The following is a 14,034-nucleotide window of genomic DNA, read 5'->3' as shown; positions in this document are numbered from 1 at the left end:
CGATTTCATTGAGAGGACTCCTCGTTTGCCGCCAGCACAGCTACAGTACGATTCGATTTACGTAAATAGGTTTGGGCAACACGTTGAATATCCGCTGGCGTCACCTTGTTATAGGCTTCAGGTGCATTAAATAACTTGTCGTAACTGCCAAAATACATCTCATAGGTGCCTATGGTATTAGCCTTACCATTAATGGTTTCCATCGAGCGATAAAAATCCATCAACTTAATATTTTTAACTTTATCCAGTTCTTGCTGGGTAACACCCGTTGTCGCAATCGCATCGATTTGTTCAATCAACGCATGCTCCAGCGTCGAGGCTTTCACCTCAGGTGTAGCAACGCCCATCACATAGAAGAGGTTAGGATCGACCGACATCGGCATGTAGGTTTGCGCTTCTAAGGCCACTTGTTTATCAACCAATGATTGATATAAACGCGAGCTATTACCTTGGCTTAGAATCGAGCTTAATAAGTCCAGCGCATAAAAATCCGCATGAGTTGCCGCTGGAATGTGATACGCCAACATCACATTAGGTGTGCTGACCGATGCCTTTTGCACAAAGGTGCGACGCTCACCCTTTTGCTCAGGTTCGACAGTGCGAATCGCTTTAGGCGGAGTCTGTGCCGGAATAGGCGCAAAGTACTTGTCTGCCAAGGCTTTTACTTGGGCAAGCTTTACATCACCGGCAATCACGACCACGGCATTGTTCGGCGCGTAATAGGTTTTATGGTACTGGACTAAATCTTCCAGCGACCAAGCGGCGATATCCGACTCATGGCCGATCACCGACCACGAATAAGGGTGGGCTAAAAACGCCACACCTTTGATTTCGCCTTCGAGGGCATTCCAGTTAGAGTTTTCTAAGCCAGTGGAACGCTCCGACTGCACTACGCCACGTTCGCTATCGACCATGGCTTGGTTGATATCTAAGTTAGCGATGCGGTCAGCTTCGAGATCGAACATAGTTTCGAGCGCATTGGCGGGGAACCAATCGGTATAAACCGTCATGTCTTCAGTGGTATACGCATTGTTCGCGCCACCTGCGGCTTCCATAGTACGGTCGAACATTTTTGGGCCGTACTTTTTCGAACCGTTGAACATCATGTGTTCGAAAAAGTGCGAAATACCGGTAATGCCGGGCACTTCGTTACGTGAACCGACCTTCCAAAATAAATACATGTTGGCATTGGGAATTGAGGCATCTTCTAGCACCATGATTTTCATGCCGTTATCTAGCGTGAAACTCTTAATGTCTTCTGCCGTGGTGGCCTGTACTTGGCTTAGGGGAGTCAAAAGTCCCATGGCCAACACAAGAGCCGATAGCGTGCGCTTCATTTGGTTTGCTCCTTGCTGTAAATATCCACATATAGAGGTAAATTGTTTAACAAATCAAGCGCAGAAAGCGTATCCAGCGCCGATTTTTTGTAAGCTCAAGTTATACCGAAGAGCTTACGGAATAACGTCTGTCCGACTTATTGCGCATTTAGCGCAGTCAACGCCACTTTAGTCATGGCCTCAACTCCCACTTTTAGCGCGCTTTCATCTACATAAAAAGCCGGAGAATGATTGCTGGCCGCGGTTTCTGGATCCGTTCCCTTTGGTGTCACCCCGAGGAAGAAAAACATCCCAGGAGACTCTAAGGCATAGAAGGAAAAGTCCTCGGCACCTGTGATTAACCCAGGTTCAATCAGCATCTTATCGCCCACCACACTGGCAAGCACAGGCCTCATACTAGCGACTAACTCGGGATTATTGACCACTACAGGGTAACCTGGCTGGATCTCTGTGGTCGCGGTCGCACCAAGGGTTTTCGCCGACAGCTCGGCCATTTCAGCTAAACGCACTTTAATATCGGCGCGCATGGGCTGGTCGAAGGTGCGAATAGTACCAATCAGCTCGACTTCATCGGGAATAATATTAGAGCGTATGCCACCATTAACCGCACCAAAACTCACCACGGCAGGGGCTTTAGTGATATCCACCTGACGGCTGACGATCGTTTGCACATTGGTAATAATTTGCGCCGCAGCGACAATAGGGTCGACCCCATTCCAAGGGCGCGAACCGTGGGTTTGGCGGCCTTTCACTTTGATGGTAAAAGAATCCTCACTCGCCATCGCAGGGCCACTGCGTAGGCCAATCATGCCACTCGGCATGCTCGAGGTCACATGCATACCAAACACTTGGGCAGGTTTACGCTTAGCAAACAGCCCTTCCTTTAGCATCAATTCTGCGCCGCCTTCTTCCCCGTCTGGCGCGCCTTCTTCGGCAGGTTGGAAGATAAACATCACATCACCCGCGAGGCTGTCTTTCACTTTCACGAGGTTTTCAGCCACGCCCATCAACATTGCCACATGGGTATCGTGCCCACAGGCATGCATCACCCCCACTTTTTGATCACGATAGGTATCGGTCGCTTTAGAGGCAAAGGGCAAATCAACCACCTCAGTCACAGGCAAGGCATCCATATCCGCCCGAATCGCAATCAAGGGACCGGGCTTGCCGCCTTTCAGCTTCCCGCCTTTCAAAATGGCCACCACGCCCGTATGCGCCACCCCCGTTTGTACTTCTAATCCTAAGGATTTCAGATGTTTTTCAATAATCTTGCTGGTGCGAAACTCACGGTTAGACAACTCAGGATGTTGATGCAAATCACGACGCCAGTCGATCACCTTTTGCTCCACACCCGCCGCCAACTTAGCCGCATCCGGCATAGCACTGGTCGCCGCTTGTACCGAATTAAAACCCGTGCCCATAAAACTCAAGGCTAAGGCCGACGCGAGTAAGGTCTTGGAAAAACGGGATTTATTTACTAGGGGCTTAAATTCAAATGATGTTGATGCAGCAAGTGATACAGAGGGTAAAGTCATAGCGATAGCCTATTGTTGTTTTTATAAGCTACCTAAACTACACGGACAAGGAGGAATTGTTAATAGATTTAGTGATAAAGGTAAAAGAGACTGTGCTTCATTAGAGGCTGTCTTTAACCGTCATTCCCGCAATGCTTGTGGGCGGGAATCCAGCTTTTAGATAAATCAACCTGAAAAAAGATAGGGATGGCGGAGCTCAGTTAAAGAAACTCAAGGCAACGGAAAAGCTGTCCTAATGCTTGGCATCGTTAGCTTTAGTCACAAAACAACAAATTCACGATTTTCTTTAAAACCACATGGCCATCGGCCTTGGCTATACAACTCAGCCACCTCACTCCATACGCCCTTTTGTCTGAGAGCGGCCTCTCTCGCTGCCATTTTGAAGGCAAAGAGTGCGCCGCCTCTAAAGCTCTCAGTAAAATCATGAGGACCATACACAAGCAAAGGATGTGACCGGCCAATTTTTCTCAGAGATCTGAGCGCCGATTTATACACAAGCATCTCCGCGTCTTTTGTTTCCTCACATTTTTTCGGACCATTCAAAGGATCCTCTTGATCTCTGCTTGTAGGCAGCCACTCCCATCCATATGTAGAACCCAATACGCCTTCAATGGGACTTGCAGCCGAGAGCCAGTCAATAAATTCAACTTGTTTGGCTAGATATTCAGGTGTCATAAGAAGTTAACTCCGTGTTAAAGGAGTTTCAAACTGAAGCAGTAGTTTGAACTTCCAGTGAGTAAAGCGAAGGATTTTAAACGCTTTGTTACGTTTTGGCTCCTTAGCTTGGTTTACCCGCCAAAGTCTAGCCACCCATTTTAAATCAACAACATAATGCACTTTCGGTTTCTCTACCACCTATACTGGCTAAAATTACTTGAACAAGAGCCATCATATGTAGATGTCTGGCTAAAATGCTTAGCTAAAATTGCCTTTCTGAGTAACACAGTATTGCGCGGGAATAATAGTAGTAAAATTTAGTCAGCAACTCATAGAAAATTAAGCTCTTCATCTTGAAGGGATAAAGCACTATCAATGGAGGCTAATAACACACCATAGGTGTAACCGCAGTTGCCCACAAAAATCACTTGATTACCATTGAGTACCATCACTTCTACCCCATGATCGGTTTCCCAGTTGCAGGCGTAATGATAACGAATTGCCCGAGTCTCCATTGTGCTGGTGTCATCCAATATAATGTACAACGGCTGGGTATTTTCTGCTATTTCATTGATTGTATTTAAAGAAACCTCCAAATCACCGCAATAATTTTCAAAATATTTATGCATTTTGAGCATAGCATTTAGAATTTGATACTTCGTCTCTTGTGTCATCAGAGAAACGTCTTCGAGCATTTTTATGCGTAACTTATCGTTGCCCTGAAGCTCACCTTCAATAATCAGTTCACTAGGTTTGTTGAATAATGGATCGTTCATTTTCGTTATCCTTAATCCTCAATTAATTCACCTGGATATAGTGCGATTTGCGCCAAGGATTGTGCAAAAAATTGGCTTAGGTTTGGGCTGATAAAGTCCATCATATCGGGGTCATGGGTGTATGCGATCACTTGTCCCATTTTACCTAATGCCGAGGGCGAATGATCTGCAATCAAGAGTAATGTGCCACCCCCAAATTGGGCAAAGGGCAGCCAACCTTCTTGATACCATCCTGATTGGATTTTGGGATCCCGCACTTCTGGCTCGTGGTAATCAACGTAGTACTGGGCCTGTTTTCTCATTCGGTCACGAAATTTAAATGATGAGGCTAGTGACAAAAAATCATACCGGCAAAAGTAATCTTTTCGGGCAAAGACTGTGCTCCACTCATTGCCGCCATTGGCATATCCCCAAAGCTCCCTTAACGGGGAAATAAGTGTAAAACCTAATTGTTTTTCGGCTTCATCTAAAACTGAGTTTGATAAGCCACGATCCAGTTCTAATGTTTGATTCATGTTGGCGTAAATAGCACTCAATGCCTGTAGATAAGTCTTAACGTCCATTGTATTTACCCCTTCATCCAGACACTTAGCAGCAGTGTTAATCCTTTTGGTTTATACCGCTCGCATATGCACTTATGGGAACTTATTTAATCGAATTAGACACATAAATTAGGGTGTTGCATTACTTTTCTCAACTTTATGCATCTCTTTATATAAGAACACTACGTCCTTATCGATAATTTCTAATCGCCAGCCATAGTGCTGGGCGAGCCATTCAAAGGTCGCTTCGGCGTAAAAATTGATATGGGTAGGGTCATTTTTATAGTGCCAACTGGCAAATGCGATTTTATCCTGCACACGCTTGGTCATAACCGCCAAAATGCCATTAGGTTTTAATAACCTATCAAGCTGGGCAAGTAACCCTGCGGCACCACTCACGTGTTCAATGACTTCGGTTAAGGTAATAAAGTCGTATTGGCGGGCTAACGTTTCGGGATTATTAGCGTAATAAAGGTCGTAATTATCTATCTGATAACCGCGCGCCTTTGCCATTAGACTCAATGCCTTACCTTCTCCGCAGCCAAAATCGAGCCCTTGGGCCGAAGTGCTAACACGGCTAAGTAGTGGCTTGAGTGTGCGATTTAAAAATGTTTGATAGCCGAGATCATCGGCATGATTCTCGTGCTTATCGTACTCGGCTTTTTCTGCCTCGGCCGAAAGATAAAACTCAGAAGGCACGCTCACCAGTTGGCAGGTTTGGCATTGCTGGTAACTGCGCTTCCTATCTTGATGATAAGCGAGTAATTCAACGCCATGACATAAGGGGCAGATATTCAACAACAATTCCTAGTGATAGTAAGGTGCATAGTAATGAGAATAGCCGTAATGCCCACAAATAATGCTAGCACTGACTAGCTGAAATCGACTATGTCGATGGCCTAATTAAGGCTTAGGGATTTTACGCTCTTTTGCGGCAGCTTCTTTTGCTTCCCGTAAATATTTTTGCTCGCGACTTTCTCTTTCGTCGAACTGTTTTTGTGCCTTAAGTTTTTGCTGCGCTTCCCAATCGTTGGTTTGGGATTGTTGCTTAATTTTATCTTCCCGCTCTGTCGTCTCTTTAGTGGCTTGACGGGCCTTTTCTAATTGAGCCTGTTCTAATCGCTGTGAGTCGATGCGTGCCTTATCGGCTTTTTGCTCTAGGGTCAATCTAGGCTTTGGCGCCTCGGTGGCATTTGCTAACGCGAGATGAAAACTAAAGATGAGGACTAGCGATATTAATATTTTAGAGATTAACACTTTAAATAAATACGCCATTTCCTGTCTCCTTTATTCGATAATTGAATGAATCAATGATAAAAGCTAATTCACGCAAGATGTGCAAAACATAGCATAAAATCTGCCTAAGCTTAAAATATGCAGCAGGTGTTCTTAAAAAATATGCTTGAATACAAGTCTTAAACTACACTTTTTAAGTTTCTATTTGAGTGAAACAACAATTAGGTTTATTTTTAACCCCATTGGAATGATGTACTATTGGGCAACTTCGTGTTCAACGAAGACCTAAAAATGGGATGTGACTATTTTGCGTCACAAGGGAGTATCCTGAATGATCAGATGGCAACACTTACTTAAGAAACTCAGTACAGATGATCCTGTACTGCAAGAAAAGCTGTCTCTCTGGCAAGCACATCCCCATAGAACCCCCTTAGCCTTAATTCAAGGCTTTAGCTTTATTAGTGCCAACCAAGCCACCCTCAGTTATTTTGAGACTGAATACGATGCTTTTGTGAATGCAACTCCCTATGATTTTTCTCCGAGGATCCAATCTTCAGGCCGCAATAGTGTTGAATTTGCGCGGGAAATGATCCTTGAAGCCATTGCAGGCAATAATGTTGAATTCAACTGGCTGCACATGAGCCAACAAGGCAATGAACTGCCGACTCGAATTAATCTCTATCGCTGTTATCTGCAACAACAGCCCGTTGTACTCGTTGAATTACAAGCTCTTAATCGCCGCAATCAAATGCGCGAAACGATTTCTGATGGTTTTGCTCATATTCCCAAAGAGATTTTATCGACCACGCTCGAAGAAAGTGCCGAAGCTGTGTATATCACTGACACTGATAATCAAATTTTGGCTGTCAATAAAGCCATGTGCCGTATTTGCGGCTATAGCGCAGAGCAGCTCATCAGTAAAACCCCTGAATTTTTAGAGGTAAGAACCCATAATATGGGGGAAGAAACCGAATGCCAAATCGCCTTGAAACAAAGGGGATTTTGGCAGGGCGAAACGTGGAAAAGACGTTCAGATGGCAGTAACTTCCCTGCTTGGCAGAGCAGTCGTAAAATCGTCACTGAAGATGATGCTCATTATAATGTGAATATTTTCAGTGATATTAGTACTAAAAAACTATTAGAAACCCAGCTAACAACTCGGGCTATGTACGATACCTTGACTGGATTACCTAACAGGTTCCATCTCAAACAGATCCTCAATAGTGCCCTCGAAAAACTTAAAACTGATCCCCTCGCACTGGGGGCGTTGATGTTTTTAGATCTCAATGGTTTCAAGAATATCAATGACAGCTTCGGTCACTCCATGGGCGATAGAGTATTACAACTCGTCGCCGCCCGTCTCGAGGCGGGTTGTATCGAAAAAGCCGATATAGCCCGTATGGGAGGAGATGAGTTTACCTTAGTGCTGCAAGACTGTAGCTGCAAAGATGAAATCCAACTGTTTGCAGAACAGATTCTCAGCTTATTTGAGAGCCCCTTTGAAATTGAAGGCCAAAAGTTCTTCCTCGGCACCAGCATAGGCATTGCGCTATTTCCTACCCACAGTAACCAAGCGGGACAACTGATTAGTCTTGCCGATACTGCCATGTATTGCGCTAAAAAGAGCTTACCGCATCTCGTGTTTTACGATAAGGAAATGAGCCTAGCAGCCGAGTTAAAATTACAGTTAATCAATAACCTAAGGCATGCGCATAGCCTAAAACAATTCACTCTCGCTTATCAAGCCATAGTCGATTTACACACAAATCAAACTATTGCTGCCGAAGCCCTGCTCCGCTGGCAGAAGTCACCGACAGAATATTATGAAGCTGCCGACTTTGTGCCATTGCTTGAGGAAACAGGATTAATTGTCAGCATTGGCCAATGGGTATTAGAACAGGCCTGTGTACAAGCGGCCCTCTGGCGAGCACATTATCAACCCGACTTTAGAATTTCAGTCAATGTGTCACCACTGCAATTAGAACACTTAGATTTTATCGACCAAGTGATAAATGCCTTAGAAATGGCGAAATTACCCGCCGAAGCACTGATTTTAGAAATTACCGAATCGGCATTGTTACGACAACCGGAGCAAGCACGACTCACACTCAATCGTATCAAAGCGTTAGGTGTCAGTATTGCCATCGATGATTTTGGGACTGGGTTATCGTCACTCAGTCGCTTAGGGACTTTGCCAATAGACAGCGTCAAAATTGATGCCGAGTTTGCCTTGCGCTTAAACGAAGTCTCAGGACAAAAGCTCTGCAATGCTATAGTGCAACTCGCACAAGCACTCGACATTCACTTCGTCGCAGAAGGTATTGAAACTCAACAACAAAAAGACATAATGACTGACATGGGCCAAGGTTTCGCCCAAGGATTTCTATTTGGCTACCCGAGTTCAGTCGAAAACTTCACCCAAGCCTTTCTTGCGGAAAAACGCTTAGCCTAGAACAGATTTAGGACTGCCGATGTTCGCATCGGCTCGATAATCCGACCGACGTACCGAATTAACGCTCTCAACATTTACAACGGAAAACGAAAGATTCCGCTAAGGTTTTATCGAAATATTTTGATGGGTCGCGAACTAAGGGGAAAGATTTTCTTGCAGAAAACATACGATTTAAGCTCGATAGCCCTGCCAGCACGCTATTTACTAATAGTAATGAATGGAATCTACTCCCCTGCAAAACCAATGATGGCCTGGCAAAGCGCTCTCATCATTATCAATAAAAAAAACCATATTTAAAGCTCGATAGCCCTGCCAGCACGCCATTTACTAATAGTAATGAATGGAATTACTCCCCTGCAAAGCAATTGGCTGGCAAAGCTATCTCATCATTTGCTGCGCAAATGAATCCCAGTTATTAAACCGTATTTCACATTACGTTAGCGTGATCTGAATAAGATTTTGACTATTTTAATTCGTACGGAGTCTCAAAACTCAATAACTTAAAAGCACTAATTCATACTTAAAAAATCTAAGACTCAATAGCCTTAACCTCATCAACTATACCTTACCATTGGATTCATTTGAGTTCTGATAACGAGCCTGCACTGTACTCGGCATCGCCTTAATCCGCAGTTCCACCATAGTATCAAATGCCATCATTAACGGCTGAACATCAAGGGTAGGATCGAGGGCGCTTAACATATAAGCGCAAGCTTCTAAGGTCGATAAACTATCGCTACGACTCGATTTACGGATCCGATAGCGCGATTCATAACCTTCAGCCAAATGCACCGCAGGATACTGGGTTAACCAAGGATTCAGCTGCAGCATTTTGAATGCCTTACGCCAAGTGCCATCGAGCAACAGCAATATACAATCAGGATTAATACGTTGCTGTTCAACACTTACACTTAACGCAGAGGGATAGACGAGATAAATAGGCTTATTACACACCGCTAAATATTCCCGTAAGCCTTTGAAATCAGACTCGCTTTCACCCACATAAACTTGCGTTTTAGGTACAGCAAGACTCAATACCCGCACACTATTCTTCTTATGTTCGACTTCACTCGGGTGCTGTAAAACCACCAACTGAGTCATTGGAGAGATAGGCTGAACACTCGCACATAAGCAAGCATTTTGCGGATAACGACAGATAGAACAATAAAAACGCGACAAAGGCGCAGTCCTCTTAACTTTAGCCTAAAAACTCACACTGCTCACTCAAATTCAATATGCAAGACGGTTTAAGGCTCTATTTTTCAAACTGTTTTTTTGTTGAACTTTTGTGACGACATCGTATAGTGACACCAGCAAGAACGCTAAGGTCAATAAGTTAAAACTGCTAACACTTAGCATTTATTATACTTTTCTTGCTTTCAGTACCCACAACAAGGACGATAAAATGGACAAAAGACTGATCAGTATTGCGGTTGTATTCGGATTATTGAGTACAAATACATTTGCAGCCACAGACAAAGCCTACCAACATGATGTCAATATTAACTATGGCGCCTCAAGTGAAGCATTTAGTGATGGCGGCTGGAGTGCTGACTATCGCTACTATTCTACCCCAGTTAGTCAAGATTCTGCGCCCTACGCAATAAGTGGCTTTTTAGCACAAACATCTAATATTGGTGGTAATTATAGTTTTAATGATGATTTAGACTCTTATGCTGTCAATGGAGAATATGTTTTCGCATCTAAATGGTTTGTTGGTGCAAATTACTTCAATCTAGATAATGATTTCTATAATGCTAATACTTATGGAATCAACTTAGGTTATTACTTTAACGCTACCTCGGCTGTTTATGCTAGCTACTCCAGTAGTGACGGTGATTATGATGCTGGATTTGGATCAAAAGGAAATTCTGACAATGATGCGTTCGGCATAGGAATACGCAGTTTTATTCCTATGCAATCTACAGCAGGTATTGATTTGCAAGCAAACATCTACTACAGCCAGTCTGATAATACGCTAACTAACGGCCCTAACGGCCAATATAACAATAGCAATAACAGTACAATCGTAAACTTAACTGCTGATTGGTACATGACTCGCGCTTGGTCTATCGGCGCAAACTACAGTATTCAAGACGATAAGGACCCTTACAGTATTAATACTGCTTATCACTGGCGTATTACAGACTTAATATCCGCTCGAGCTGGTATTGCCAAGTCATTTGAACCCGATTGGGATGGCGTTGATATTTCACTTAGTCTCAACGGCCGCTTTTAAATAAAAAATGCCCGCAGCTTGTGGTTAGCAAGACTGCGGGCAAAGGGTTTACAGAATATACTCAGCAGCACTGATTTCACAAACAGCCCTGTTTACTCTTGAAGCATCGTCATCACAATCGATCATATGATGGGTCTAATCCCGCTTTATCGCTCCTGAACTCAATACTACTAATGCTCGCCAACTAACTGCTCTTGGTGCCAGTGGTCGAATCGACTCAGCGCCATCATCAACAATAAACCGATAGAAAACACGCCCATGACGAGTGCCACTGCATAAGGTGCAGTTAAATTCGTTTGCTGTATAAGTCCAGCTAAAACGGATGCACCACTCATCTGAATAAAACCTAGCATAGCCGCGGCAGTCCCCGCTCGCTCACCGAAAGCTGACAGCGCCATACTAGTCGCGGGGCCGAGTAAGAAGGCAAATCCCACACATAACAACATCATAGGTAACATGAAGTTAAAAGCTGCTGCCATCCCTGTATTTGGACCAAACTGTTGGCCCGCCACTGTCGCCACTGAAGACAGAACGAGTAAGGATAGAGCCAAAATAACCGTTGGACGATTACCCAGTTTGCGAATGACGATCGGTGCCGCAAAACAGGCCACGATATTGAACACAGCATTGAGTCCGAATAAGCCACTAAACGCCAGCTCAGAAACCCCTAAATGCCCAATCAACCACACAGGCGCATAAGACACATAACTCAAAATAGCCGCCATAGCCGACATACAAGCAAAGGCATAAAACAAAAAGTGGGTGTTACCGAGTACAGGTTTGAATCTGCCCCAACGGTAAAGTGGGCCAGTAGTAACAGTGTTAGCTGGACGAGTCTCAGGTAAGCGATAACCAACAACGAGCATCATCAACATGGCATATAACGTCATGAAAACGAAGGTTGAACGCCAGCCGAATTGCATCGCTAACAAGCCACCTAAGGTTGGTGCTAAAGCTGGGATCACGCAAATCGCACCATTTAAGTAACTGTAAATTTTAGCGCCTTCTTTTTGCGAGTAGCAGTCGCGCACCGCACTAAACACCACGATAGAAGTTGAACAGGCGGCTAAACCTTGCAGCACACGAGCAATCTGTAACCAATGAAACTCGATGGCCGCGGCAGCGAGAAGACTACTTGCGCCGTAGAGTAAGACCCCGAAAATGGCCACAGGACGGCGGCCATAACGGTCGGCTAATGGCCCAATCAACACTTGGCCTAAGCCCATGGCGAATAAAAACAATACGAGCGTGGATTGCACATCACTGGCAGATACGGCGAATTCTGTCGCCATAGTTGGCATTGAAGGTAAATAAATATCGATGGCTAATGGGCTGAGCAGCACCATAGACATCAGGATAGGTAACAGATTGCGCCGCATAAATAATCTCAGTTGTTCAGGGAAAGGTATTTCAGTGGGCGCTATTTTAATTAACTCAAGGTATGAACAGAAATGGTATAATTTCCAAAGTAAATTTCCTTTGAGGAATATCTGTGAATATCGACAACTTAGCCAGAATCGATTTGAACTTGCTGGTCATACTCAAAGTACTGCTAGAGGAGCAGAGTGTCACTCGCGCCGCCAGCCGATTACATATAAGCCAGTCAGCACTCAGTAAGAGCTTAAATCGACTCAGAGAAACCTTAGATGATCCCCTATTTCAGCGCACGGCGCATGGCTTAAAACCCACCGCGCATGCCCTCATTCTTGGGCAAAAACTACCGAATATATTGCAAGACTTGTATCAACTCACTCAGCCTCCGACCTTTAATCCTGCCAGTAGCAATCGACAATTTTCTTTTGCCATGGTGGAAAGCGCCTATGAAACCTTAATCCCATATTTTATCGGCCCTATGCTGACCACGGCACCCAACGTCAAACTCGACTCCTATGTCTGGACCGAAAAATCGATGCAGGATTTGCAGCAAGGGCAAATCGACTTTGGCATTTCAGGGCGGGATTTGCATCCACTGTCAGATTTTCAAGTAGATCGCTTGCCCGAAGGGATTGCATATCAAACATTATTTACCGATCAACAAGTCTGCTTAGTGCGAGAGGATCACCCGCTGATGGCGGCGCTCACCTCAGAACAATGGAATTTACCCCTTTACCTCGATATGGCCCATGTGCAGGTTCGTTGTGAAGGTAGTGATTGGTGGGCACTGGATTACTTTCTTGCCGATCTTGGGCATAGACGCCGGATCAGCACGACTGTACCCGACTTTTATGGTGCCGCCAGCGTTTGCGCCCACAGCAATTTAATCTTCACTCTGCCGTCGAGCTTTGCCCGTCACGCCTGCCAACTTTATCCGCTCAAACAACTGCCACTGCCTTTCGAATTTATGCCAATGGCCTATGTGCTGTTATGGCATCAAAGAAATGATGAAGATCAAGGGCATAAATGGATTAGAGAAACCATTTGTCAAAGTGTGGCGCTTTTAAGCCCCTCGCCTGTGCCAAATCTGCCATGGCCGATGCGGTAATCTCATCGGTCACATCTTTAATCGCAACCGTATTCTGGGTTATTTCACCCGTCACTTGAGTCTGTTCTTCCGCTGCGGTAGCAATTTGGCCTGCCATATCTGAAATCACGTTGACCGCTTGCGTAATCTCTTCAAGGGCTTTCGCCGCCGCATTGGCATCCTCTACGCTATGACCCGCTAATGCTTGGCTGCTTTCCATCAAGCTGACTGCTCKAGCGGTAGTGCGTTGTAGCGTTTCAATCGTGGTATGTACTTCCTGAGTCGAATCCTGTGTACGACGTGACAGTACTCGAACTTCATCGGCAACGACCGCAAAACCACGGCCTTGCTCGCCAGCACGCGCCGCTTCAATGGCTGCGTTAAGCGCCAACAGGTTAGTTTGCTCGGCAATTCCTTGAATTGTCGCCAGGATGCTCGAAATGGATTTAGCATGACGGCTCAAGTCTTCAATGACATCCGTTGCTTGAGTCACTTCATCGGCGAGGGAATTAATCGAGTTACGAGTTTTATTCACTAACTCTTTGCCCTGTAAACTGCTCGCTGCAGACTGTTGAGCCGCTGTTGCCGTGTTCTCAGCATTGGCTGCAATCTCATTAGTCGCACTCGCCATTTCAGTTACCGCAGTCGCGACCATAGCGACTTCTTGCTGCTGACGTTGTAACTCCGCAACTGAAGTTTGCGTGGTGGCAAGACTACGTTCAGCATCGGCATCTAACTCATTCGCTAATTGGCGAATATGGCTGATCAGCTGATGTTGACTGCCCACAAAGCGGTTAAA

13 protein-coding genes are annotated in these 14,034 nt (G+C 45.0%); 3 read left to right on the top strand and 10 right to left on the bottom strand.

Features of this window, described 5'->3' with window-relative positions:
- Positions 1–5 precede the first annotated feature (5 nt).
- The 7 genes from L5M10_RS14525 to L5M10_RS14495 all read right to left on the bottom strand — a co-directional run bounded on the left by L5M10_RS14525 (position 6) and on the right by L5M10_RS14495 (position 6,122).
- Complete coding sequence (locus L5M10_RS14525) at positions 6–1,337, bottom strand: M16 family metallopeptidase (RefSeq protein WP_263255469.1); 1,332 nt, start codon at positions 1,335–1,337, stop codon at positions 6–8.
- Positions 1,338–1,474: 137 nt separating this feature from the next.
- The gene (locus L5M10_RS14520) at positions 1,475–2,872 is read right to left on the bottom strand and encodes an amidohydrolase (RefSeq protein WP_263147488.1); all 1,398 of its coding nucleotides are present in this window, start codon (positions 2,870–2,872) and stop codon (positions 1,475–1,477) included.
- A 258-nt stretch (positions 2,873–3,130) separates the two neighbouring features.
- Complete coding sequence (locus L5M10_RS14515; RefSeq protein WP_113940298.1) at positions 3,131–3,547, bottom strand: hypothetical protein; 417 nt, start codon at positions 3,545–3,547, stop codon at positions 3,131–3,133.
- A gap of 311 nt (positions 3,548–3,858) precedes the next feature.
- Positions 3,859–4,305 carry a DUF6985 domain-containing protein gene (locus L5M10_RS14510; RefSeq protein WP_263143266.1) on the bottom strand — a complete coding sequence of 149 codons (447 nt, stop codon included), beginning with the start codon at positions 4,303–4,305 and terminating at the stop codon, positions 3,859–3,861.
- Positions 4,306–4,316: 11 nt separating this feature from the next.
- A complete protein-coding gene (locus L5M10_RS14505; RefSeq protein ID WP_212599568.1) occupies positions 4,317–4,868 on the bottom strand; it encodes an SMI1/KNR4 family protein in 552 nt (183 codons plus the stop codon).
- Positions 4,869–4,976: 108 nt separating this feature from the next.
- Positions 4,977–5,645 carry a class I SAM-dependent methyltransferase gene (locus tag L5M10_RS14500; RefSeq protein WP_263162347.1) on the bottom strand — a complete coding sequence of 223 codons (669 nt, stop codon included), beginning with the start codon at positions 5,643–5,645 and terminating at the stop codon, positions 4,977–4,979.
- A 105-nt stretch (positions 5,646–5,750) separates the two neighbouring features.
- Entirely contained in the window at positions 5,751–6,122 is a 372-nt protein-coding gene (locus L5M10_RS14495; RefSeq protein WP_173497729.1) for a hypothetical protein, read from the bottom strand.
- Between the two features lie 292 nt (positions 6,123–6,414).
- Here L5M10_RS14495 and L5M10_RS14490 point away from each other — a divergent pair, with 292 nt between their 5' ends.
- Entirely contained in the window at positions 6,415–8,535 is a 2,121-nt protein-coding gene (locus L5M10_RS14490; RefSeq protein ID WP_173497730.1) for a putative bifunctional diguanylate cyclase/phosphodiesterase, read from the top strand.
- 558 nt (positions 8,536–9,093) lie between these two features.
- Here L5M10_RS14490 and L5M10_RS14485 read toward each other — a convergent pair.
- Complete coding sequence (locus tag L5M10_RS14485) at positions 9,094–9,714, bottom strand: tRNA-uridine aminocarboxypropyltransferase (RefSeq protein ID WP_263162354.1); 621 nt, start codon at positions 9,712–9,714, stop codon at positions 9,094–9,096.
- Positions 9,715–9,940: 226 nt separating this feature from the next.
- Here L5M10_RS14485 and L5M10_RS14480 point away from each other — a divergent pair, with 226 nt between their 5' ends.
- Positions 9,941–10,774 (top strand): hypothetical protein, encoded by an 834-nt coding sequence (locus tag L5M10_RS14480; RefSeq protein ID WP_263162358.1) that lies wholly within the window; start codon positions 9,941–9,943, stop codon positions 10,772–10,774.
- A gap of 170 nt (positions 10,775–10,944) precedes the next feature.
- Here L5M10_RS14480 and L5M10_RS14475 read toward each other — a convergent pair whose 3' ends face one another.
- Positions 10,945–12,153, bottom strand: coding sequence for a multidrug effflux MFS transporter (locus L5M10_RS14475; protein ID WP_113940291.1), 1,209 nt, complete (start codon positions 12,151–12,153; stop codon positions 10,945–10,947).
- Between the two features lie 113 nt (positions 12,154–12,266).
- On the opposite strand from L5M10_RS14475, the gene L5M10_RS14470 reads away from it, so the two are divergent.
- On the top strand, positions 12,267–13,256 hold the full coding sequence (locus tag L5M10_RS14470) for a LysR family transcriptional regulator (RefSeq protein WP_263255468.1): 990 nt from the start codon (positions 12,267–12,269) through the stop codon (positions 13,254–13,256).
- On the opposite strand, the gene L5M10_RS14465 is transcribed toward L5M10_RS14470, so the two are convergent.
- Positions 13,180–14,034 (bottom strand): methyl-accepting chemotaxis protein (locus L5M10_RS14465; RefSeq protein WP_263255467.1); only part of this gene is annotated, 855 nt, incomplete at its 5' end. The genes L5M10_RS14470 and L5M10_RS14465 overlap by 77 nt on opposite strands.

Origin of the sequence: Shewanella sp. SM32 (assembly GCF_025654235.1) — a bacterium.
Classification (GTDB): domain Bacteria; phylum Pseudomonadota; class Gammaproteobacteria; order Enterobacterales; family Shewanellaceae; genus Shewanella; species Shewanella oncorhynchi.
This window is presented reverse-complemented; position numbering and strand designations above follow the sequence as displayed.

What these genes read in the sequence shown, in the direction of transcription:
- L5M10_RS14525 (WP_263255469.1), bottom strand. Translation starts at nt 1,337, where the DNA reads ATGAAGCGCACGCTATCGGCTCTTGTGTTGGCCATGGGACTTTTGACT.
- L5M10_RS14495 (WP_173497729.1), bottom strand. Translation starts at nt 6,122, where the DNA reads ATGGCGTATTTATTTAAAGTGTTAATCTCTAAAATATTAATATCGCTA.
- L5M10_RS14515 (WP_113940298.1), bottom strand. Translation starts at nt 3,547, where the DNA reads ATGACACCTGAATATCTAGCCAAACAAGTTGAATTTATTGACTGGCTC.
- L5M10_RS14480 (WP_263162358.1), top strand. Translation starts at nt 9,941, where the DNA reads ATGGACAAAAGACTGATCAGTATTGCGGTTGTATTCGGATTATTGAGT.
- L5M10_RS14505 (WP_212599568.1), bottom strand. Translation starts at nt 4,868, where the DNA reads ATGGACGTTAAGACTTATCTACAGGCATTGAGTGCTATTTACGCCAAC.
- L5M10_RS14520 (WP_263147488.1), bottom strand. Translation starts at nt 2,872, where the DNA reads ATGACTTTACCCTCTGTATCACTTGCTGCATCAACATCATTTGAATTT.
- L5M10_RS14490 (WP_173497730.1), top strand. Translation starts at nt 6,415, where the DNA reads ATGATCAGATGGCAACACTTACTTAAGAAACTCAGTACAGATGATCCT.
- L5M10_RS14475 (WP_113940291.1), bottom strand. Translation starts at nt 12,153, where the DNA reads ATGCGGCGCAATCTGTTACCTATCCTGATGTCTATGGTGCTGCTCAGC.
- L5M10_RS14510 (WP_263143266.1), bottom strand. Translation starts at nt 4,305, where the DNA reads ATGAACGATCCATTATTCAACAAACCTAGTGAACTGATTATTGAAGGT.